Genomic DNA, 22,071 nt, shown 5'->3' on the forward strand with positions numbered 1-22,071 from the left:
GCGTCTTTCACCTTGACAGTTTTGCCGGCTTCACGTAATTCGCGAACTCGAAGTGGTGTGGCATGCCCTCACCGCGCCGGGTTTCTATTTGCCCGTTTCACCGGCAATGCCGACAAGGCTTTGTCATCGTCCGACTGAAGAAAAAGACGGCCCCGCTTTGGCGGAGAGCCGGAACGAACATGAAAGGATATAAAATGTTCGCAGTCATCAAGACCGGCGGTAAACAGTACCGCGTGGCAGCCAACGACGTTCTGACGATTGAAAAATTGGAAGGCGCCGCAGGCGACAAGATTGAATTCACCGAGATCCTGATGGTCGGCGTCGGCGCCGATGCAACCATCGGTGCTCCGTTTGTTGAAGGTGCCGTTGTCAGCGCCGAAGTTGTGGAACACGGCCGCGCCAAGAAGGTCATCGCCTTCAAGAAGCGCCGCCGCCAGAACTCGAAGCGTACCCGCGGTCACCGCCAGCACAACACGACTGTCCGCATTCTGGACATCGCTGGTGCTGCCGGCGCGAAGGCGAAGAAGGCTTCCAAGAAGTCCGACGACGCTGCCGCTGAAGCCGCAAACTGAGACACGGATCCAAGGTTTAAAGGAGAACACCCATGGCACATAAAAAAGCTGGCGGTTCCTCGCGCAACGGTCGCGATTCACAGTCCAAGCGCCTCGGCGTGAAGAAGTTCGGTGGCGAAGTCGTCATTCCGGGCAACATCATTCTGCGCCAGCGCGGAACCCAGTGGCATCCGGGCGCCAATGTCGGCCTCGGCAAGGACCACACCATTTTTGCACTGACGGCCGGTAACGTAAACTACCGTACGAAGGCCAATGGCCGCGTGTACGTGTCTGTCATGCCGAAAGCCGAAGCAGCGGAATAAGCCGGTAGCGCTCTTAAAACAGCCGGCGTCTCATCGACCCGGCTGACGCTTACCGTTCAGGCCAAGATCAAAAGGGGAGATGGGGCAATGCCCGATCTCCCCTTTTTCACGTCTTGGAGGACTGAACATGCAAAGCGAATTGTTGAGGGAGAGCCAATCCCGGTCTCCCCGGGAAGATTCCCTGGAATCTTCTCAGGAGCGGCTGCGGCCCCAACGGTCAAGGACCGATTGCCCGATATTGTTATCGCCCAGGCTCGTTTTGCGCGCCCCCCACGAAGACGATATCGACGCCCTTGCCCATCTTGCCAACAACGCCAATATCGCCACCATGGTTTCGCGCATGCCGCACCCATACACGGTGGCCGATGCTGCGGATTTCGTACGCCGTACGAAGACGGGCACGATTGGCAAGTGCGTCTATGCGATTACCAAAGCGGATAATGGCGCATTTCTCGGTTGCTGCGGTATCGAGCCGCATCCCGACGGCAAGACGGCGGAGCTCGGCTATTGGCTGGGCGAACCGCACTGGAACAAGGGCTATGCCACGGAGGCGGCACAGGCGCTGACAGACATGGCTTTCCGCACCCGCGATATCGACCAGATCGATGCGCGCTGCCGGGTCATGAACGTCGCCTCGCGGCGGGTCATCCAGAAATGCGGCTTCCAGTTCCAGGGAAGCGGCATGGTCGACAGCCAGGCGCTCGGCGGCATGATGTCGGTCGAATGGTACAGGCTCGACCGCAAGACCTGGATGTCGTTGCGCAGCTGGGGAGGTCTGCGATGACCGCTCATCTGAAGGAACGGCCAAAAACCGCCATGCGTCCCGATCCCGGTGCGTGCCCCATCATCGAAACAGCCAGGCTGGTTTTGCGTCCGCACAAACTGTCCGATGCCGATGCGGTGGCACAATCGCTTGCCGATTACCAGGTCTCGCGCATGCTGGCGCGGGTTCCGGTCCCCTACCACCGGCAGGATGCGCTCGATTGGCTGGTCAGCCAGGGTTCGGGGCTGATTGCCGGCTGGACGCTGGCGATCACCACCGGCGACGACGTCCATATCGGCAGCGTCGGCATCGAGTTGCGGCATGGCCAGTGGCATCTCGGCTACTGGCTGAACCGCTACTACTGGAACCGTGGTTATGCCAGCGAAGCGGTGCATGCCGCGATAGAGCGGTTCTTCCGCCGCATGCCGTCAACCACCCTGCATTCCGGCGTCTTCGCCGACAATGCGGGATCGCTGAAGCTGCAGAAGAAGCTCGGCTTCGAGATTACCGGCTGCAGCCAGATCTATGCACTGGCCCGCAACGGCATGGTCAGCCATATCGAGACCATGATCACGGCAGGCGCCCTGCGCGCGCCTTAACGAACAAAGGCCCGCAGCTTATCGCTGCGGGCCTTTTTGGTTGCATTAGTCCAGTTCGAAGCCGACCGGCAGGTGGTCGGAGCCGGCGGCGTCCAGATCGATCCAGGCATGCCGCAATCGCGGCACCAGACCGGCACTGAGGAAACAATAATCGAGATGCATGCGCTTTTGATGGTCGCTGGGATTGATCCAGCTGTAGCTTTCGGGCGTCAGCCGGCCGAGATGCGCCAATGTGTCCACCGGGTTTTCAAGCCGCAGCGAGCGGCCGTAATAGGCGTCCCGCGTGCCGGTCATCGTGCGATATTCGACGCCTTCCGGCTCCATGTTGAAATCGCCCATCAACACGAAATCTTCCGGATGCGGCAGCTCGGTCAAGCCGAAATCGCCGCCGCCGGTCATCGCGCCGCCCTCGCGCGGATAAGACAGCGCCTTTTCCTTCAGATAGGCGATCTGCGCGATGCGCTCATCGGGATTGGCATGATCCAGATGCACCGAATAGACCCGCAGCGGGCCGGAAGGGGTGATAACAAGCGCTTCGGTCGCGCCGCGCTGCAGGTTCATCGGCGAGATCGTGCGGGTGCGCGGAAGCGGGATAAGGCGCGTGGCGGCGATCGGGAAACGCGACAGGATCATGTTGCCGAATTGGAAGCGGCGATCGATGGCCCTGCCATTTTCGATGGCCGAACCGGCATCGATCTCGCAGGCCGGCCAGAAGGTGGAAAAGTATTGCGGCATCAGATCGCGGAAAATGGCGGGAAGATCCGCCTGGCCGTTGCGATGAAAATTCCGCGTCACTTCCTGCAGCGCAATCACGTCGGCGCCTTCAAGACTTGCAGCAATGCGTTCGGGATCGAAACGGCCGTCCAGACCGACGCCGTACTGGATGTTATAGCTCAAAAACTTCACGATATTCTTTGACCTCCGGAGCACGCGCCTATATCGATGGCGACAATTGTGGCGGCAAATACACCAAACAGATGGCAGTGCGATGAAATTTCTTGACGAAACAAAAGTCTATATCCGGTCCGGCGACGGCGGAGCTGGCGCTGTGTCGTTCCGGCGCGAGAAATTCATCGAGTTCGGCGGTCCGGATGGCGGCGATGGCGGCCGTGGCGGCGACGTCTGGGTGGAGGCCGTCAATGGCTTGAACACGCTGATTGATTTCCGCTTTCAGCAGCATTTCAAGGCCGGCACGGGCATTCACGGCATGGGCCGCAACCGCACGGGCGCCGGCGGCGGCGATGTGACGCTGAAGGTTCCGGTCGGCACGCAGATCTTCGAGGAAGATTCCGAGACAATGATCGTCGATATGATTGCCGAGGGTCAGCGCTTTCGCCTGGCGGCCGGCGGCAATGGCGGTTTTGGCAACACGCATTTCAAATCCTCCACCAATCAGGCCCCGAACTGGGCCAATCCGGGGCTTGAGGGCGAGGAAAAGACCATCTGGCTGCGGCTGAAGCTGATTGCCGATGCCGGTCTGGTCGGATTGCCGAATGCCGGTAAATCGACCTTCCTGGCAACGACGACGCGTGCCCGCCCGAAGATTGCCAATTATCCCTTCACGACGCTGCATCCGAACCTCGGCGTGGCAACGATCGACGGCCGCGAATTCATTCTGGCCGATATTCCCGGCCTGATCGAAGGCGCCCATGACGGCGTTGGCCTCGGCGACCGGTTCCTCGGCCATGTCGAGCGCACCCGCGTGCTGCTGCATCTGGTGTCCGCGCAGGAAGAAGATGTTGCCAAGGCGTACAAGACAGTCAAATTCGAGCTCGAAGCCTATGGCGGCGAGCTGCTCGACAAGCCGGAAATCGTTGCTCTGTCGCAGATCGACGTGCTGGACCCAACCGAACTGAAGAAGAAGCAGAAGGCGCTGGCAAAGGCCAGCGGCCAGACACCGCTGCTGCTGTCGGCCGTGGTCGGCACCGGCATGACCGAAACATTGCGCGCGCTGCGCGATATCATTGTCGCGGCGCAGACCCAGGTGGACGAAGACTGACATGACGCCGCAACGCAAACCGCTGGAAAAATACCGCCGGATTGTGATCAAGATCGGCTCGGCCCTGCTTGTGGATCGCAAGACGGGACTGAAGAAGCAATGGCTGAATGCCATGTGCGCCGATATTGCGGCCTTGAGGTCCAAGGGCGTCGAGGTCCTCGTCGTCTCCTCCGGCGCCATTGCGCTGGGGCGTTCGGTGCTCGATCTCGCCCCCGGCGCGCTAAAACTTGAGGAAAGCCAGGCGGCGGCGGCCGTCGGCCAGATTGCGCTTGCCCGCGCCTGGTCCGAAAGCCTGTCGGCGGACGAGATCGTTGCCGGCCAGATTCTCTTGACGCTGGGCGATACCGAGGAGCGGCGGCGTTATCTCAACGCCCGCGCCACGATCAGCCAGCTCTTGAAGATGCGGGCCGTGCCGATCATCAACGAGAACGATACGGTCGCCACGACCGAAATCCGCTACGGCGACAATGATCGCCTGGCCGCCCGCGTCGCCACCATGGCCGGCGCCGATCTGCTGGTGCTTCTCTCCGATATCGATGGGCTCTACACCGCCCCGCCGCATCTTGATCCCGATGCGCAGTTTCTTGAGACCATCGCGGAAATCACGCCCGATATCGAAGCAATGGCAGGCGGGGCCGCCTCCGAGCTATCGCGCGGCGGCATGCGCACCAAGATCGATGCCGGCAAGATCGCCACGGGTGCCGGCTGCGCCATGATCATTGCGTCCGGCAAGGTTGATCATCCGCTGTCGGCGATCGGCGAGGGCGCCCGCTCATCCTGGTTTGCACCATCGGGTTCGCCGGTGACGGCACGCAAGACCTGGATTGCCGGACAGTTGCTGCCGGCAGGCAGCCTTGCCATCGACGCCGGCGCTGAAACGGCGCTCCGTTCCGGCAAAAGCCTGCTTCCGGCCGGTGTCCGCCAGGTGACGGGCTCGTTCAGCCGTGGCGATACGATCGCGATTATCGGGGCGGAAGGCCGCGAGATTGCCAGGGGACTGGCCGGTTACGATGCCGATGAAGCCCGCCAGATCGCGGGCAAGAAATCAGCGGAAATTGCCGTTATCCTGGGGTATGCGGGACGCGCCGCGATGGTCCATCGCGACGATATGGTGATGACCGTATCTGCGAAGCGGGAGACGGATGCAGTGAGGAGCGACGCTCATGCTTGACGATGCGCGAAAGAAAGAAGTCCAGGAATTGATGGCCGTGATCGGCCGTCAGGCCCGTGCCGCCAGCCGGCCGCTTGCCACGGCGTCGGCCGAGCGAAAACACGCAGCCCTTATCAGCATGGCCAGCCATATCGTCGCCCATAAGGACGACATTCTCGCCGCCAATGCGCTTGACCTGGAAAACGCCCGCGAAACCGGCGTCGCCGCATCCTTTCTCGACCGGCTGACCCTGTCGGAAACCCGCGTCCTCGATATGGCCAATGCCATCCGGGCAATCGCCGAACTGCCCGATCCCGTCGGCGATATCCTTGCCGAGTGGGATCGTCCGAACGGCCTGCATATCGAGCGCGTGCGCACGCCGCTCGGCGTTATCGGCGTCATCTATGAAAGCCGCCCGAACGTTACAGCTGACGCCGGCGCTCTGTGCCTCAAGGCCGGTAATACCGTGATCCTGCGCGGCGGCTCCGACAGTTTGCATTCATCGCAGGCTATCCATGCCTGCATGGTGCAGGGCTTGAAGGATGCCGGACTTCCAGTGCATGCGATCCAGATGGTGCCGGTTTCCGATCGTTCGGCGGTCGGCGCCATGCTGACCGGTCTTGGCGGCTCGATCGACGTCATCGTTCCGCGTGGCGGCAAAAGCCTTGTCGCCCGTGTCCAGAACGAAGCCCGCGTCCCGGTTTTTGCCCATCTGGAAGGCCTTTGCCACGTCTATGTCGATGCTTCCGCTGATCTGGAGATGGCGAAAAAGATCGTCGTCAACGCCAAGATGCGCCGTACCGGCATTTGCGGCTCGGCCGAAACGCTGCTGATCGACAGTAAGGCCAAAGATAAATTCGTCGTCCCGCTGATTGCAGCCCTTCGCGATGCCGGCTGCGAGGTGCGCGCCAGCGAAGAAATCCGCGAGATTGTGCCGGGACTGATTGCAGCGACCGAGGAAGACTGGGCAACGGAATATCTCGATGCGATCATTTCGGTGACGCTGGTCGATGGTATCGAAGGCGCGATCGATCATATCTCGTCCTGGTCATCGGCCCATACGGAAGCCGTCATTGCCGAAGATCCAGCCGTCGTCGAACGCTTCTTTGCAGAGGTCGATTCGGCCATCCTCTTGCACAATGCCTCGACCCAGTTTGCCGATGGCGGCGAATTCGGCATGGGCGGCGAGATTGGCATCGCCACCGGCAAGATGCATGCGCGCGGACCGGTCGGCGTCGAACAATTGACCTCGTTCAAATACAGGGTGCGCGGCACCGGTCAGGTCCGGCCGTAAGGTGAAGCCGGGCGATGTCGATCCGTTTTACCTGAAAATGCCCCATGTCGAGACCGGCATGACCGTTGGATTGTTCGGCGGTTCGTTCAATCCGCCGCATGACGGCCATGTGCTGGTTGCCGATATCGCGCTGCGCCGGCTTGGTCTTCAGCAGCTCTGGTGGATGGTCACTCCAGGCAATCCGCTGAAGAGCCGCAATCATCTGGCGCCACTTTCAGAACGGATCGCACTCAGCGAGAAGATCGCCCATGATCCGCGCATCAAGGTGACGGCCTTCGAGCAATCGCTCGGCCAGAGCTACACCGCCCGCACGCTGGAAAAGATCCGGGAGCGAAATCGCGGCATCCATTTCGTCTGGATCATGGGCGCCGACAATCTGAAGAATTTTCACCACTGGCAGGACTGGCAGAAGATCGCCTGCACCTTTCCCATCGCCGTCATCGACCGCCCCGGCGACACGCTGTCCTATCTGTCCTCGAAGATGGCGAAAACCTTTGATTACGCCCGCGTGGACGAAGCCCATGCCGCAAGCCTTGCCTGGCGCAAGGCGCCCGCCTGGACGTTTATCCACGGACCACGCTCACCACTCAGCTCCACGGCGCTGCGGGCGAAATCTTGAGTGTATATAAGCAATGATTAACCGTCATTTATTTCTCGTGTCTTGAAACCTTGGGGTATTGGTGCCTACATTTAGAGTGCGGCTCGACCGACATTCGAATCGCAACATGCCTGTTCTGTTCACCTGGAAAGGAAAACCTCTGACAACAGTACACGCGAAGGGAAATGTCACTCGCATTTTCCCGCAAAGCCCGGAGCGTAGCGACGAAGCCGCTGCCCGTGCTCTTCAGCTGGTTCTCGGCAGTCTCGAGGACTCGAAGGCAGAAGATATTGTCACCATCAACATTGCCGGCAAATCCGCGCTGGGAGACTACATGGTCGTGGTCTCAGGGCGCTCGAGCAGGCATGTCATGGCGATTGCCGATCACCTGATCACTGATCTTAAGGACGGTGGCCAGGGCAATGCCCGCGTTGAAGGTCTGGAGACCGGCGACTGGGTGCTGATCGACGGCGGCGACATTATCGTTCACGTCTTCCGCCCGGAAATTCGCGAGTTCTACAACATCGAAAAGATGTGGGCCGCGCCGGACATGGAAGACGGCACTTTGCACTGAGCCTTTAAGCACCCTTTCCGGGCGCTTGAGCGCGAGTGATACATTTGGATCCTGCATGGCCTGCAGGTCACGTTGGTTGATTGCGGCCATTCGCAGTTTGAGTTTTGCCACCAGCGCTCCGCTGGGCAGGAAAAGAATGTGCTTGCTTGCTGTCTACGCTCAGACGCCTTGGCTGGTCTCGTGAAGGAAACGCGACCAGCTCTCTACACATGAAGGAATTGACATGCGGGTTGGCCTCTTTGCCGTCGGGCGTCTCAAGGCTGGCCCGGAAAAAGATCTAGCGGCCCGTTATCTCGACCGTTTTGCCAAGGCTGGCCCAGCGATCGGCCTTGAACTCTCGCGAATTGCCGAAGTGCCCGAAAGCCGCAGCTCAAGTTCGGACACGCGCAAGCGCGAAGAAGCGGCCCTGCTTGAAAAATCCCTGCCGGACGCCAGTCTTCTCATTCTTCTCGACGAACGCGGCAAGGCGCTCGATTCGGAAGGGTTCGCCACCCTGATTGGCACCTTCCGCGACAGCGGCAAACGCGAGCTGACGATCGCGATCGGCGGCGCCGACGGCCTCGATCCCGCCCTTCACGCCAGGGCCGATGCCGTCATCTGCCTTGGTAAAATGACGTGGCCGCATCAATTGGTGCGAATTCTCATCGCAGAACAGCTTTACCGGGCCGTCACCATCCTCTCGGGCCATCCCTATCATCGCGTTTGAGCGATCGCCGTTACACCGCCATCCGGATGCCGCAATTGCCACGAATGGCTGTTGGCTGAAATCCCCAAATCAGCGTAGGGTTTTCAGCTGAAAGACACGGCTGACAGCGAATGGCGGAATGACGACAGGTGCGGCAAAGCAGGCACGGGAAAAGCAGCCGGGATCGACCGGAAGGCTTGGCTTTCGCGTGGGGCTCATGACCGTTCTCCTGCTTGCCGCCACTGGTGCCCCAGCGCAAACTCCGGAAAACCCCGGTCAAACCCCACCGGAAACCGCTGGACAGTTTCCGGCGCAAGCCGATCCCGCTGCAAACCTCGCCTTGAAACGCGACAGCACCCGCAGCGAACTGGAAGCCCTGTCGAAGACCATCACGCTTTCCAATGACCGCGCCGCGCAATTGCAGGCCGGGATCGCTGAGCTTGAGAAAACCAGTGAATCGCTGCGCACGGCGCTGGTCGCATCGGCTGATAAGCGCAAGGCATTGGAACAGCAGATCATCGACGGCGAAGATAAGCTGAACACGTTGCGGACAAAGGAAGACGCCGTTCACGCTTCCCTGCGCGCCCGGCGCGGGGTGCTGGCCGAAGTGCTGGCAGCGCTGCAGCGCATGGGCCGCAACCCGCCGCCGGCTCTTCTGGTGACCCCGGAAGACGCGCTGGGCTCGGTGCGAAGCGCCATCCTTCTTGGCGCGGTCGTTCCCGGCATCCGCCACGAAACGGAAAACCTTGCGGCCGATCTGAAAGCTCTTGCAGGCGTCCGCAAGGAAATCGTCACCCAGAAGCAGGCTCTCGGCGACGATATGACGGCGCGGCTCGAGGAAGAGCGGCGCATGAACATGCTGATCGTTGAAAAACAGAAGCTGAAGCAGCGCAGCGCCACCGAACTTGCCTCAGAACGCCGCAAGGCCGAGCAGCTTGCCGCGCAGGCAACCAGCCTTGAAGGGCTGATCGGCTCGATCGAAAGCGAGATTACATCTGCCCGCGATGCGGCCGCAGCCGCCAAGGCCGAAGAGGAAAACCGCCGGCTGATGTCGGAGGCCCAGCGCAACGAGGCCCGCGCGCTGGCCAACAGCACGACGCCCGACAAAAACCGTATTGCGCCTGCATATGCGTTTTCGGACCTGCAGAAAAAACTCGCACTTCCGGTTGCCGGATCTGTCCTGCGCACGTTCGGCGACGCCGACGGCACGGGGCACTCCCTTCAGGGCATGATGCTTGAGACCAATGCGGGGGCTTTGGTGACGGCGCCGTCGGATGGCTGGATCGTTTTTGCCGGCACGTTCCGCAGCTACGGCCAGATGATCATTCTCAATCCCGGCGACGGCTATCACGTCGTTCTGTCCGGTTTGGAAGACGTGACAGTGCAGCAAGGCCAGTTCGTCGTTGCCGGTGAACCGCTTGGGACCATGGGTAACAAAAGAGTGGCCAGCGCCACTGCATTGGCGCTGGAAACCGAACGTCCGACGCTTTACATTGAATTCAGGAAAGACGGAAAACCGGTTGATTCCCGACCATGGTGGACCGCAGCAGACACCGGAAAGGCACGCAATGATTCATAGAACGTCACTTGTTCTGGTCGGGGCACTCATGGGTGCAGCGGCCACGGGCGTTGTATATTCCTCCATCGTCCCGGCCGTCGCGGCCAATCCGTCGACCTATCGCGAACTGTCGGTTTTCGGCGATGTTTTCGAGCGCGTGCGGGCGCAATATGTGACGCCGCCGCAGGACGACAAGCTGATCGAAAATGCCATCAACGGCATGCTGTCGTCGCTGGATCCCCATTCGAGCTACATGAACTCGACCGATGCCGAAGACATGCGCACCCAGACCAAGGGTGAGTTCGGCGGTCTTGGCATCGAAGTCACCATGGAAGACGATCTCGTAAAAGTGACCAGCCCGATCGATGATACACCGGCCGCCAAGGCTGGCGTTCTCGCCGGTGACTTCATTTCCAAGATCGACGGTGCCGACGTGCGCGGCCTGAAGCTTGAGGAAGCCGTCGACAAGATGCGCGGCGCAGTCGGCCAGGCCATCAAGCTGACCATCCTGCGGAAGGGTGCTGAAAAGCCGATCGAACTGACGATCGTTCGCGACATCATCGCCGTTCGCGCCGTCAAGTTCCGCACGGAAGACGATGTCGGTTATGTCCGCGTCATCTCGTTTACCGAAAAGACCTATGACGACCTGAAAAACGCGATCGAAAAGATCAAGGCGCAGGTTCCGGCCGACAAGCTGAAGGGCTATGTGCTGGACCTTCGCCTCAACCCGGGCGGTCTGCTCGACCAGGCGATCAACGTCTCCGACGCGTTTCTGGAACGTGGTGAAGTGGTTTCGACCCGTGGCCGCAATCCCGACGAGACCCGCCGTTTCAACGCGACACCCGGCGATCTGACCGACGGTAAGCCGGTGATCGTGCTCGTCAATGGCGGTTCGGCTTCGGCATCGGAAATCGTTGCCGGCGCCCTGCAGGACCTGAAGCGCGCCACGGTTCTCGGCACGCGTTCGTTCGGCAAGGGCTCGGTGCAGACCATCATCCCGCTCGGCGAAGCCGGTGCGCTGCGTCTGACCACCGCGCTCTATTACACGCCATCGGGCAAATCGATCCAGGGCACCGGCATTTCGCCGGATATCAAGGTCGAACAGCCGCTGCCAGCGGAACTGCTCGGCAAGGTCGAAACGACGAGCGAATCCAGCCTGCGCGGCCATATCAAGGGCCAGAACGAAAATGACGAGGGCTCCGGCTCCGTTGCCTACGTCCCGCCGGAAACCAAGGACGATCTGCAGCTGAACTACGCGCTTGACCTCCTGCGCGGCAAGAAATCGGACCCGGCCTTCCCCGCCAATCCGGAAAAAGCCGAACTTAAGCCGTAACATTCGCAACAGATGCGGATTGCTGATACTTTTCGCCGCCTGGCTCCGGCCGGGCGGCGGTTTCGATTCTTAAGGGAAGGCCGAAACAAGGGCTTCCACTGTCGCAACTCAGATCGGTAGAGGCCCTTTTGGGAACAGATCTCAACGCTCCTCTTGGTCAGAACCGCAAGACGCGTTCCTCCAAATCGCAAAAATCAGGCCTGACCTTCGGCCGTCTGTCGCTGGGCGTCTGCGCCCTTGCACTCGCCGGAATTTCCGTCTGGAGCGTGGTGAAGCCGACCGGCCTGATTGCCCCGCCGGACACGAAAATCGTGGCGGATGCAGCCCAGCCAGGCGAAAAGGCAGTGCCAGACCCTGTAACTACCCCCAGCACGCTCAAGCAACAGAAGACAAGCGGTGCGCTGTCCGGCGCCCATGTCGAGGAAACGCTGACCGACGACGGTTCGATCGTCACCAAATTCTCGCCCAAGCAGCGCGACGGGGAGGGGCCTGCCTTCATTGAAGTCGGCCGCACCAAGGGTCAGGATCCGCGTCTGGCGACTTTCCCGAATGATGAACTGCTGGAAGACAGCCCGCAGGGGCGGCTGCCGGTCACAGGACCGGACGGACTGCGGCCGATGGATCAATATGCGCGGCCCTGGTCCGGCGCCCGCGGTATCCGCATCGCGCTAGTGGTCGGCGGCCTTGGCCTCAGCCAGACCGGCACGCAGAATGCGCTGCGGCAACTGTCCCCCGATGTGACGATGGCCTTTGCCGCGACCGGCAACAGCCTGCAGCGCTGGATGCAGGAGGCGCGCCGCAGCGGCCATGAAATCCTGTTGCAGGTGCCGTTTGAGCCCTTCGACTATCCGGACAACAATCCCGGCCCCCATACGCTGCGCGTCGCGCTGGATGCGAAGAAGAACCTGTCGGAACTGCATTATTCCCTGGCGCAGATCACCAATTATACCGGCATCATGAATTTCCTCGGCGGCCGTTTTCTCTCCGACGCCGGCGCGCTGGAGCCGGTGATGCGCGATATCGGCAGGCGCGGGCTGCTGTTTCTTGACGACGCGACATCCGCGCAGACGCTGACGGGGACGCTGGCCGGAACGATCGGCGTGCCACATGGATTTGCCGATATGGTCGTCGATGACCAGATTGACCGGACAGCCATCCTGAAAAAACTCGATGAACTCGAGCGTATCGCCAGACGCAATGGCGGCGCGATCGGCGTCGCGTCCGCCTTCGATGAAAGCGTGGCCGCCATTTCCCAATGGATGGACGAGGCGGGGACGCGGGGCATCGAATTTGTCGGCGTCTCGGCGCTCGTCAAGGATCCGCAACAGCAATAGTTTAAGACCAAACGTAATTCTTCCAGCACGCAGTCATACAGGCAGGCAAGGGGCAGGCGCATGAGCAAGGACAAATCGAAACCAGTCAAGGCTGAGGATCTGCCATACCGTCCCTGCGTCGGCATCATGGTGCTGAACCGGGAGGGTCTTGTCTGGGCCGGGCGGCGCATTCCGGTTGGCAATTCCGAATATGATGGCTCGGCTCAGCTCTGGCAGATGCCACAGGGCGGCATCGACAAAGGCGAGGACCCGCTAAAGGCGGCGTACCGCGAGCTTTATGAAGAAACCGGCATGACGACCGTGTCGCTGCTTGCGGAAGCCCCGGACTGGATCAACTATGATCTGCCGCCCCACCTGATGGGCATCGGCCTCAAAGGCAAATATCGCGGTCAGACCCAGCGCTGGTTCGCCTTCCGTTTCGAGGGCGACGAATCCGAAATCGCTATCAACCCGCCACCCGGCGGCCACGAGCCGGAATTCGACGAATGGGCCTGGAAGCCGATGCACGCGCTGCCCGATCTGATCGTGACGTTCAAACGCGGCGTTTATGAAGTTGTCGTGGGGGCGTTCGCGCATCTGGCGGATAACGCGGCGCCACGCCCATAAAGAGATGGTGCCGCCTTCGGGCGGCGTCTCAGTGCTCCATTGGAGCAAACGGTTCTCCATACAAAAATGCCCGCCGGGAAAACCAGGCGGGCATTTTTTTAAGTGATGAAGCTTTATTCGGCTTCGTTGGCCGGGGCCGCGTTGAGCTGGCCGTATTTCTCGGCACCGATCTTGTTGAAGAGATCGAGCTGGGTTTCGAGGAAGTCGATATGGCTTTCCTCATCCATCAAAAGCTCTTCGAACAGCTTCATGGACACATAGTCGCCCGCGTCATGACAGATGTCGCGGGACTTCTTATAGGCCTTGCGGGCATCATATTCGCCGGCGAGATCGGCTTCCAGCACTTCCTTGACCGACTGGCCGATGCGAAGCGGCGCGAGCGTCTGGAGGTTGGGATGGCCTTCAAGGAAGATGATGCGCGACACCAGTTTGTCGGCATGGTGCATTTCCTCGATGGATTCGGCCCGCTCCTTCTTGGCAAGAAGCGTATAGCCCCAATCGTCGAGAAGACGATAATGGACCCAATACTGGTTGACGGCACCGAGCTCGAGATACAGCGCTTCGTTAAGCTGCTCGATGACTTTTTTGTCGCCTTTCAAGATCCGCTCTCCTGTTTTCTTCATGGAATTGTTTGAGGCGGGTCATGAAATCAAATATCTGCTCGCCCGTCGAGGGGCGGCAGGCATGATATTGCTCGGTGGTGCGGATGATGATGTCCACGACATTGGGAAAACAGCCGCAGCAACGGCCGCGCTTTTCCATCGCATGATAGACTTTTGCAGGCACGATGAGCTGCCAACAGTCCTCATCGAGCATCTCGATGATCGTGTTCTCAATGTCCTTATCGGTGATAAAATTGCAGCTACAAACCAGCATTTCGTCTGCCCGTGATACGCAACGCACTGAATTCTCTTCATAAAGCAAAAGCGGATATTTACTGTCAACAAAAAAGGGCACCGGAATATAGCCGCGACGTCATCGCTCGAAATTAGAGCAATTCTAAACTTGATGAAAACATCGTGTTTTCATTAACTTAATTAGGTTGAATGCAAGGCGCTGCCGGATTTTCCACAGAATTCAAGTTTTCTTGAGTGGCAAAAATGCAAACAATTTTTGTTACAGACGTCCGGTTTTTTCCCGGCGTCCCGGAAATCTGCATCGTCAATGGAAGTTTCTCCCCTTCGGCATAACGTTCACAGTTTCGAGGAGGTCTTGGCGATTCCCTGCCTCGTCATGAGGTGAGGCGTCTTTTCGAGACCGGTGTTTTTGCCGGTGATCGCCGGTCGGCCTTAGCACTTCATCGGATCTGGCATTGGCGCCAAAACCTTTCGCCTCTTTCTGGAGAATGCCGAGCGCCGGCGTCATGTCTTCCAGATGGCTTGCCACGACATGGATGACGCCGCTGGCACTTTGCAGGCGTCCCCTGATCTTGACCAGGCGCGCGCCCATGACGACCGAACGATAGGTCTCGAACACATTTTTCCAGATGATGGCATTGGCAACGCCGGTTTCGTCTTCAAGTGTCATGAAAATCACCCCCTTTGCCGTTCCCGGCCGCTGGCGCACCAGCACGAGACCCGCGATCGTCACCGTGCCGCCGTTTCGAACCGCATCCAGGCTGCGATTGGTAACGATACCCTGGCTTGAAAAATCCTCCCGCAGAAAGGAAACCGGGTGCGCTTTCAGTGACAGGCTGAGATAGCGGTAGTCATTGATCACATGCTCGCCCTGCTGCATCTGCGGCAGGAGGACCTCAGGTTCATGCTGAAGCTCGTCATGACCCGCCTGTTCGAACAGCGGTAATCTTTCGGCTGCGGACTTTTCGTCGAGCGATTTGACCGCCCAGAGAGCCGCGCGACGATCAAGCCCGATCGATCGGAACGCATCCGCATCCGCAAGACGCTCGATGGCCGCGCGTGTCAGGCCGGACCGCAGCCACAGATCCCGCACCGAGGAATAACCGGCACCGCGATGGGCAACGAGTTTATCCTCCATATCCTGCTGCCGCAGGCCCTTGACGAGGGAAAAACCGAGCCGGATTGCCTTGCTGGTCTTGATGACACCCCGCATCTCCCTGTGCCGCGGCTCGATATCACGCGGATCAAACATCGCGTCCCCCTCAAGAGCGGCATCCCAGCTGGATATATTGATATCGACCGGAAGCACCTTGACCCCATGCTCGCGCGCATCCCGCACCAGCTGGGCCGGTGGATAAAAACCCATGGGCTGGGAATTAAGCAGGGCAGCGCAAAAGATGTCGGGATAATAGGTCTTGAACCAGCAGGACGCATAGACCAGCAAGGCAAAGGAAGCCGCGTGGCTTTCCGGAAAACCATATTCCCCGAAACCTTCGATCTGGCTGAAACACCGTTCGGCGAATTCGCGCTCATATTTGTGCCGGGGATTATTGACCATGCCTTCGATCATGCGATGCTTGAAGTGGGACACCTGTCCGGTCCGCCTGAACGTTGCCATCGCCCGGCGCAATTTATCGGCTTCCGTTGGTGAAAACCCGGCGGCCGTAATGGCAATCTGCATCGCCTGCTCTTGAAACAGCGGCACACCCAATGTTCGCCCCAGAACCTCTTTCAATTCTTCGCTGGGATAGTCGACCGGCCGGCCGTGCCGCCGATCCTCCCTGCGTTTCAGATAGGGGTGCACCATATTTCCCTGGATCGGGCCCGGCCGGACGATCGCGACTTCGATGACGAGATCATAGAACTCCCGTGGCTGCAGGCGCGGCAGCATGCTCATCTGCGCCCGGCTCTCTATCTGGAAAACGCCGATCGTATCGGCGCGGCAGATCATATCGTAGACGGCCGGCTGAATGTCTTCATAGATCTGCGACAGTCTTTTGGGTTCATTGTAATGATTTTCCAACAGCTTGAAGGCCTTGGCGAGACAGGTGAGCATGCCGAGGGCCAGCACGTCGATCTTCAGAATTTTCAGGTTGTCCAGATCGTCCTTGTCCCATTCCACCATGTAACGATCGGGCATGGCCGTGTTCATGATCGGCACGACCTCATCGAGGCGGTCCTTGGTGATGACGAAACCACCGACATGCTGCGAGAGATGACGCGGATATTCCATCAGCAGCCCGGCATAATTCAACACGCGCAACGTGGTCGGATCCGCCATATCGAGACCGGCGGCCTTTGCCTGTTCCTGCGAAAAAGAGGTGGTCCACCAGCCCCAGATCGAGCTCGAAAGTGCTGATTGCACATCCTCGGAAAGACCGAAGACCTTGGCCACCTCACGCCCGGCCGAGCGGGCACGGTAGCTGATGACAGCAGCGGCAAGGCCGGCATGCTCCTTGCCATATTCGCTGTAGATATATTGGATCACCTCTTCACGGCGGGCATGCTCGAAATCGATATCGATATCCGGCGGCTCGTCGCGATCCTGCGACAGGAAGCGATCGAACAAGAGAGTGAATTCCTGCGGATCGACTTCGGTGACGCCCAGGCAGAAACAAACCGACGAATTGGCCGCCGATCCCCGCCCCTGGCAGAGAATGCCTTTGCTGCGGGCAAAATTCACCAGTTTGTGGACGGTCAGGAAATAGGGCTCATATTCTTTGGCTTGAATGAGCTCGAGTTCATAAGCCAGCTGACGTTCGACCTTTTCGGAAACGCCGCCGGGATAGCGAACCATTGCACCTTCACGGACAAACCGCTGCAATCTTTCCGCCGGAGTTTCTCCGTCAGCGCTCTCCGTTGGATAATTGTGCTTCAATTCATCGAGATTGAAGGATAGCCGGCGAAAGAATTTGGCGGTGTTGGCAATGGCCTCTGGATAATCCTTGAAGATCCTGGTCATCTCCGCCGGATTTTTCAAATGCCGCTCGGCATTGGCCTGAAGGCGAAGGCCGGCCTGTGCGATCGTGACATGTTCCCGGATGGCAGTGACGACATCCGCCACCGGCCGATGCTCCGGCGCATGATAAAGCGCATCATTGGTGGCAATCAGACGGGTTCCCGTCTTCACGGCAATGGCGGCCAGGCACGCGAAATCATGCCGATCGAAACCGTCATAATGCGGTGTCATCCCAAGATGGAGCCGGTGCCCGGCATACTCGCCGAGCTTGGACAAAAGGCTTGATAGCGCCTGCGCATTTGGACGCCCCGCACCTTCCAGAACAATCAGTTGAAGCTCGTCCTGCCATTCGAGCAAATCCGAAAGGAACAACGTGCAGGTCCCCTTCTTTGAGCGCAGGTTTCCCGCACTCAGCATGCGGCACAGATGCGCCCAGCCCCGCCGGTCGCGCGGATAGGCAAGAATATCCGGCGTATCATCGGCAAAGATCAGCCGCGCGCCGGGTTGAAACGCATAATTCTCAAGCTTTGCCTTGGCATGAGCACGGACCACGCCGGCGACCGTGTTGCGATCGGCAATGCCGAGACCCGCAAGCCCGATCTTCTGGGCGGTGACCACCATGATCTCGGCCGGCGCCGATCCCTCCAGGAAGGAATAGTTGGTTCTGGCGCCAAGCTCATAAAAGACCGGTGCAGCACTCATGCGAAAATTCCATGCAGGAACCATTGCGGCGGCGCGACCGTCTGGCCGTAGAGACCATCGCGAAACAGCCAGAAACGCCGGCCCTCCACATCCTCGATCCGGAAATAATCCCGCGTCAGCGCATCTTCTCCGTCGATCCACCATTCGCCGGCGATCCGCTCGGGACCTTCGGCCTTGGTCACCTGGTAAATGATCTTGCGCCATTTGAAACTTGCCGGCGCCCCTTCCGGCAATTCGGCCGCGATCGCATCCACCCGTTCCGGATGGCGGAAAAGCCGCAAGGGGCGAACGGAGGGGAGATCAGCGGCTTTGGGCCGATCAAGCCCCTGTTGCACAGCAAGCCCGGCAATATCTAAAACGGGTGAAAAAGAAGTCGCCCTTTCCGGCACATGGCTTTCCTGCAGCACCAGCGCGAAGAGGCTATCCGGCCCGAAGCGGGCCATGACCCGATCGGCAAAGGCCGACAGGGGGCGGGTCTGGTCCGACCGCCCGGAAAAATCTTCCTGCGTAGCAAGGTAGCGTTCCGTCTTCAGCACGCAGAGGCGCAGGATTTCAAAACCGAAACCTGCATCGAGATCATCATGAATGGCCTGAAGACGCTCGCGGTACAGCGCGGCGATGCGCTCCGGATCCTTGGAGGCGGCCGACATGGCGGCCCGGATACGAAAGACTTTACCATCCACCCGGAACAGCACGAGTTCAAACAGGCGGCCACCTTCCTCGCGCTCCTCCAAGCTTTGGCGCAGGCTTTTGGCAAGCTGCAATGTCAGCTGCAAAATATCGTCCTCATCCTGAATCGGAGAGGCAAGGCGGCGCTCCGCCGACAGGCTGGCCACCGGAAGGCGCGGCGAAAGCGGCTCGTCCTCGAAACCCAGCGCCTGATCGAGGCGCAGGAGCACCGACGGGCCGAACCGGCGGGCCAACGGTGCGCGGGGCAGGGGAATGAGATCACCGGCGGTTTTCAGGCCGACGCGGGCCAGGGTCTCGATCGTGTCCAGGGGAAGCCTCAGTGCCGCAAGGGGCAGGGGAGACAGAACCTCTTCACCATCCTGCGGGCCGGCGATGTGCCCCGGCCGGTAGCGTGCCATGGCCCAGGAGAGCCCGGCCGAAGATGAGATGGCCCCCCGCACCTCGATGCCCAGACGGAAAAGCCTGAAGAGGATGTCGGCCAGAAGCGATTGCTCGCTGCCATGCAGATGGACACAGCCGGTAATATCCAGATAGAGCCCGTTCGTCCCGTCCATCGCCACAAGCGGCGTATAGCGGTCGCACCAATCGGCAAGCGAGGTCAAAAGGCCCTTGTCGGCAGCAGGATCGGCCGCAATGATCTCGATGCCGGGCAGCATCGCACGCGCCTCCGCCAGACCTTGCCCGCGTTTCAAGCCGGCCTTTTCCCCGCAGATATCGAGAGCTGTAATGCGCATGGCATTCTGGATACGATCGACAAAGACCAGCGGCGGATGGTCAGGACGCTTTCTGGAAAGCCACGATACGCCCCATTTCGTCCGCGCCACCCGGTCCGCCGGCAGATGCGGAAAGTTCAGCGACAGAATACGCTGGCTGGAATTTTGCAGGAGACGCGGCTGTCTCTGGGACGGGATGTCGGAAACGGCGGGCATGGGAACTCCATTCCATCAAAAGTTCAAGAGGTGCAAAGGCCCTGCTTTTCTCGACAGTGACCCGGAAGACCGGATTGCCGATGCTGCCGGCCAGCACCGATCCGTCCGGAAGCGGCCGCCCCGTGGCGGGGCTGGGGGCAATAAGGAACCGGAAGAGCGCACTGCTCGCCTCTTCGCCGCCCGCCTGCCGCAGGAGGAAAATCGGCACATGACCGGTCCGCGCCCGCATATGCAGGCGGCGGCTTTCGTTGAGGCCGAACTGGGCCGGGTTTCCCCGGACCTCCAGAATGATGGCCCTGAAGATCGGGACCGAGAGCGCCGCTTCGGCAATCCAGAGCGCATCAGCGATAGTGCGGGGACTGCTGAAAAGGCAGCAGCCAATATCCAGCCCATAGGCCTGCAGCCCGCGGCCATAAGGAGCCCCCGCCTCCGCGCCCGTCATTCCCTGGCCGATCCACAGAATGGGTGACACGGCGTCAGCGCTTTGAACCCTCTGGCAAAGGGCGGCCAGCGCCAGCACAAAACCCATGGCCGCCCCGGCGTCGCGGGTTTCTGCCGCGCGGATTTCAGTGAGCCCGGCCAGCGGCAGGCCGCCATGCAGGACATCGTCGAGCGCGGCGATGCCGAGGGGGAGAACATGCCTGGAAACGTCCCTGCTGCCTGCGGGTTCAAAGCCTTCTGGAGCGCCCTTTCTGGCAGCCTTCAAAAGACCTGGCACGTTTTCGTTTTCCAGCCGCGCAATGGTTTCGCGCAGCGCAAAAAGACGCTCGCGCGTCATGGGCGTCTGCTCCATGACGTCACTCCAATTCAAGTTGTTCCTGTTATGTTCCTATAGATTCCAGAGCTTCCCGGAAGAGTCAACGGGATTCTCTAAGAATTTATTCCTTGGAAGCAGCTGCCCAAATTCAACCCTCGAAAAACGCTGGGGAAATGGCTATATCAGGGGGCAAGCAAGGAGTGCCCATGGCCCGCATAGACCAGAGCGACGATTGGCGGGAACGCCACGCGCCGACAATCAGCACATTTGAATCCCTGGCGCTGGAGGCTTACAGCCACCTGCCGGAGGAATTCCGGGCGCTGGCGACCGATCTGACCATCGAGATCAACGATTTTCCAGACGAGGACGTGTTCGAGGACATGGCGCTGGAAACGCCGTTCGACCTGCTCGGACTGTTCGAGGGGCGCGGCATCGGCGAGCGCTTTACCATGGAAACCGGCGAGATGCCGAACCGGATTATTCTCTACCGCCGGCCGATCCTCGACTATTGGGCCGAGAACGAGGAGACGCTGGGCGACATCATCACCCATGTCCTGATCCACGAAATCGGCCATCATTTCGGCCTGTCGGATGACGACATGGAGCGGATTGAGGAAAGCGTCGAGCATGTTGGCGGCTGAGGCGGGTTAACCGACCCAGCCAGCCAAGGCATCAATGTTCGGAAAGCTTAGTGTCGGGGGTATATTCCTTGCCTTCGACATCCTTGACCACGGCCTGGCCGCACATCATCGCCCGGGTTTCCTGGTTCCAGGCATAGGTCGGCGATCCATAGAGTTCCCAGCCTTTGTTGAGAGCGGCCGTGACCTTGTGGCAGAAGGTGGCATCGTCGATGGCGGTCAAGAGGCGGTAAAGTTTCAAGGGGTTTTTCCTTTGTTGGCGATGGCATCGGCCTTGGCCGAAAGCCGCAGGGCCTGATCGAGGTGAAGACGCTCGACCATCAGGCCGTTGAGATTGATGACGGCTTTATCCGCATTATCAGGCAGCGCAAAGGCGGCGATGATCGAGCGGGCATCCGCAAGGGCGGCATCGGCGACGCCGAAGGCGCCGTTGGCGGGATCGATCTGGGCCGGGTGGATCAGCATCTTGCCGTCAAAGCCCATGTCGCGCCCTTGAGCACATTCCGCCTCGAAACCAGAAACATCCCGGACATCATTAAAGACCGCATCGATGATATCGAGGCCGCAGCTACGGGCCGCCAGCAGAATCTGCATCAGCCAGGCGATGAGATAGGTACGGCCAGGCAAAGCGGGCACGCCGGTTTCCTTGCGCAGGTCGTTCAGCCCCGGCACGAAACAATCGAGCCTGCCGCCACGGGTGCGGCCGGTTTCAGCAATCGCCGCCGCATTGAGCACGCCACGCGGGGTTTCGATCATCGCCCAGAGGCGAACGCTGTCTGGCGCATCGTTTTCGCCAAGAAAATCAACAACCGTCTGAATATCCTGCGGGCTTTCGACCTTGGGCAACAGGATGGCATCGGGCGAAAGCGTCAGGGCGAAGGCGAGGTCCTCCTCACCGAACGGCGTGTTCAAATGATTGATGCGGACAATCACCTCGAGATCGCTGCGGCGCTCCCGCTGAAGATGAGCGGCAAGCGTCCGGCGGGCGCCGCCCTTGTTTCCGTCAGGAACAGCATCTTCCAGATCGTAGATCACCGCGTCGCAGGCAAGGGTCGCGACCTTGGCAAGGGCGCGGGCATTGTCGGCGGGCACGCACAGAACCGAGCGGCGCAGGCGGGCAGGGTGACGATCATGGGGCAAACTCATGCGGCTTTTGTGCCCGGCTTTCGCCA

Annotated in this window: 23 protein-coding genes and 1 pseudogene; 15 read left to right on the forward strand and 9 right to left on the reverse strand. The window is 60.0% G+C overall.

Going from position 1 to position 22,071, the window contains the following annotated elements; translation table 11 throughout:
• Positions 1-194 precede the first annotated feature (194 nt).
• The 4 genes and pseudogenes from rplU to ASD32_RS13830 all read left to right on the forward strand — a co-directional run.
• Positions 195-506 (forward strand): annotated as a pseudogene (rplU, locus tag ASD32_RS13815) (50S ribosomal protein L21); the annotation flags it as partial.
• A gap of 98 nt (positions 507-604) precedes the next feature.
• Positions 605-874 (forward strand): 50S ribosomal protein L27, encoded by a 270-nt coding sequence (gene rpmA / locus ASD32_RS13820; RefSeq protein ID WP_037096930.1) that lies wholly within the window; start codon positions 605-607, stop codon positions 872-874.
• Positions 875-1,001: 127 nt separating this feature from the next.
• The gene (locus tag ASD32_RS13825) at positions 1,002-1,658 is read left to right on the forward strand and encodes a GNAT family protein (protein ID WP_060638593.1); all 657 of its coding nucleotides are present in this window, start codon (positions 1,002-1,004) and stop codon (positions 1,656-1,658) included.
• Positions 1,655-2,236, forward strand: coding sequence for a GNAT family N-acetyltransferase (locus ASD32_RS13830; RefSeq protein WP_060638594.1), 582 nt, complete (start codon positions 1,655-1,657; stop codon positions 2,234-2,236). Before ASD32_RS13825 ends, ASD32_RS13830 begins: the two co-directional genes overlap by 4 nt.
• A 45-nt stretch (positions 2,237-2,281) precedes the next feature.
• Here the strand turns inward: ASD32_RS13830 and ASD32_RS13835 are convergent, their stop codons facing one another.
• The gene (locus ASD32_RS13835; RefSeq protein ID WP_060638595.1) at positions 2,282-3,142 is read right to left on the reverse strand and encodes an endonuclease/exonuclease/phosphatase family protein; all 861 of its coding nucleotides are present in this window, start codon (positions 3,140-3,142) and stop codon (positions 2,282-2,284) included.
• A gap of 82 nt (positions 3,143-3,224) precedes the next feature.
• Here ASD32_RS13835 and obgE point away from each other — a divergent pair, with 82 nt between their 5' ends.
• The 6 genes from obgE (at position 3,225) to rlmH (ending at position 8,557) form a co-directional block, all read left to right on the forward strand.
• Positions 3,225-4,235: a GTPase ObgE gene (gene obgE / locus ASD32_RS13840; RefSeq protein ID WP_060638596.1), complete on the forward strand. Its 1,011-nt coding sequence runs from the start codon at positions 3,225-3,227 to the stop codon at positions 4,233-4,235.
• 1 nt (position 4,236) lies between these two features.
• Positions 4,237-5,406, forward strand: coding sequence for a glutamate 5-kinase (gene proB / locus ASD32_RS13845; protein WP_060638597.1), 1,170 nt, complete (start codon positions 4,237-4,239; stop codon positions 5,404-5,406).
• On the forward strand, positions 5,399-6,679 hold the full coding sequence (locus ASD32_RS13850) for a glutamate-5-semialdehyde dehydrogenase (protein WP_060638598.1): 1,281 nt from the start codon (positions 5,399-5,401) through the stop codon (positions 6,677-6,679). Before proB ends, ASD32_RS13850 begins: the two co-directional genes overlap by 8 nt.
• A gap of 37 nt (positions 6,680-6,716) precedes the next feature.
• Entirely contained in the window at positions 6,717-7,298 is a 582-nt protein-coding gene (locus ASD32_RS13855) for a nicotinate-nucleotide adenylyltransferase (RefSeq protein WP_060638668.1), read from the forward strand.
• 106 nt (positions 7,299-7,404) lie between these two features.
• Positions 7,405-7,851, forward strand: a complete 447-nt coding sequence (rsfS, locus tag ASD32_RS13860) for a ribosome silencing factor (protein WP_060502841.1) — start codon at positions 7,405-7,407, stop codon at positions 7,849-7,851.
• A gap of 223 nt (positions 7,852-8,074) precedes the next feature.
• Positions 8,075-8,557, forward strand: a complete 483-nt coding sequence (rlmH, locus tag ASD32_RS13865; RefSeq protein WP_060638599.1) for a 23S rRNA (pseudouridine(1915)-N(3))-methyltransferase RlmH — start codon at positions 8,075-8,077, stop codon at positions 8,555-8,557.
• Between the two features lie 69 nt (positions 8,558-8,626).
• Here the strand turns inward: rlmH and ASD32_RS30950 are convergent, their stop codons facing one another.
• Complete coding sequence (locus ASD32_RS30950) at positions 8,627-8,755, reverse strand: hypothetical protein (RefSeq protein WP_280139441.1); 129 nt, start codon at positions 8,753-8,755, stop codon at positions 8,627-8,629.
• Here ASD32_RS30950 and ASD32_RS13870 point away from each other — a divergent pair.
• The 4 genes from ASD32_RS13870 to ASD32_RS13885 all read left to right on the forward strand — a co-directional run bounded on the left by ASD32_RS13870 (position 8,754) and on the right by ASD32_RS13885 (position 13,367).
• Entirely contained in the window at positions 8,754-10,115 is a 1,362-nt protein-coding gene (locus ASD32_RS13870) for a murein hydrolase activator EnvC (RefSeq protein WP_060638669.1), read from the forward strand. The genes ASD32_RS30950 and ASD32_RS13870 overlap by 2 nt on opposite strands.
• Positions 10,105-11,427, forward strand: coding sequence for a S41 family peptidase (locus tag ASD32_RS13875; protein ID WP_060638600.1), 1,323 nt, complete (start codon positions 10,105-10,107; stop codon positions 11,425-11,427). The genes ASD32_RS13870 and ASD32_RS13875 overlap by 11 nt, the downstream gene beginning before the upstream one ends.
• Positions 11,428-11,555: 128 nt before the next feature.
• Positions 11,556-12,761, forward strand: a complete 1,206-nt coding sequence (locus ASD32_RS13880) for a divergent polysaccharide deacetylase family protein (RefSeq protein ID WP_060638601.1) — start codon at positions 11,556-11,558, stop codon at positions 12,759-12,761.
• Between the two features lie 60 nt (positions 12,762-12,821).
• The gene (locus tag ASD32_RS13885; RefSeq protein ID WP_060638602.1) at positions 12,822-13,367 is read left to right on the forward strand and encodes an RNA pyrophosphohydrolase; all 546 of its coding nucleotides are present in this window, start codon (positions 12,822-12,824) and stop codon (positions 13,365-13,367) included.
• A gap of 113 nt (positions 13,368-13,480) precedes the next feature.
• On the opposite strand, the gene bfr is transcribed toward ASD32_RS13885, so the two are convergent.
• The 5 genes from bfr to ASD32_RS30270 all read right to left on the reverse strand — a co-directional run bounded on the left by bfr (position 13,481) and on the right by ASD32_RS30270 (position 20,297).
• Positions 13,481-13,966, reverse strand: a complete 486-nt coding sequence (gene bfr / locus ASD32_RS13890) for a bacterioferritin (RefSeq protein WP_060638670.1) — start codon at positions 13,964-13,966, stop codon at positions 13,481-13,483.
• Positions 13,932-14,243, reverse strand: a complete 312-nt coding sequence (locus ASD32_RS29005; protein ID WP_082546767.1) for a (2Fe-2S)-binding protein — start codon at positions 14,241-14,243, stop codon at positions 13,932-13,934. Before ASD32_RS29005 ends, bfr begins: the two co-directional genes overlap by 35 nt.
• A 285-nt stretch (positions 14,244-14,528) precedes the next feature.
• Positions 14,529-17,885, reverse strand: a complete 3,357-nt coding sequence (locus tag ASD32_RS13900) for an error-prone DNA polymerase (RefSeq protein ID WP_060638604.1) — start codon at positions 17,883-17,885, stop codon at positions 14,529-14,531.
• Positions 17,882-19,309, reverse strand: a complete 1,428-nt coding sequence (locus ASD32_RS13905) for a DNA polymerase Y family protein (RefSeq protein WP_060638605.1) — start codon at positions 19,307-19,309, stop codon at positions 17,882-17,884. The genes ASD32_RS13900 and ASD32_RS13905 overlap by 4 nt, the downstream gene beginning before the upstream one ends.
• Positions 19,310-19,349: 40 nt before the next feature.
• A complete protein-coding gene (locus tag ASD32_RS30270; RefSeq protein ID WP_060638606.1) occupies positions 19,350-20,297 on the reverse strand; it encodes a hypothetical protein in 948 nt (315 codons plus the stop codon).
• A 170-nt stretch (positions 20,298-20,467) separates the two neighbouring features.
• Between ASD32_RS30270 and ASD32_RS13915 the strand changes: the two genes are divergently transcribed.
• Positions 20,468-20,902: a metallopeptidase family protein gene (locus ASD32_RS13915; RefSeq protein WP_060638607.1), complete on the forward strand. Its 435-nt coding sequence runs from the start codon at positions 20,468-20,470 to the stop codon at positions 20,900-20,902.
• A gap of 31 nt (positions 20,903-20,933) precedes the next feature.
• Here the strand turns inward: ASD32_RS13915 and ASD32_RS13920 are convergent, their stop codons facing one another.
• Together ASD32_RS13920 and ASD32_RS13925 are read right to left on the reverse strand one after the other, a co-directional pair.
• The gene (locus ASD32_RS13920) at positions 20,934-21,140 is read right to left on the reverse strand and encodes a DUF1737 domain-containing protein (protein ID WP_037163221.1); all 207 of its coding nucleotides are present in this window, start codon (positions 21,138-21,140) and stop codon (positions 20,934-20,936) included.
• Positions 21,137-22,045 carry a CoA ester lyase gene (locus ASD32_RS13925; protein ID WP_156383176.1) on the reverse strand — a complete coding sequence of 303 codons (909 nt, stop codon included), beginning with the start codon at positions 22,043-22,045 and terminating at the stop codon, positions 21,137-21,139. The genes ASD32_RS13920 and ASD32_RS13925 overlap by 4 nt, the downstream gene beginning before the upstream one ends.
• Between the last annotated feature and the right edge of the window lie 26 nt (positions 22,046-22,071).

This window comes from Rhizobium sp. Root483D2 (genome assembly GCF_001426685.1).
In the GTDB taxonomy this organism is placed as follows: domain Bacteria; phylum Pseudomonadota; class Alphaproteobacteria; order Rhizobiales; family Rhizobiaceae; genus Pararhizobium; species Pararhizobium qamdonense.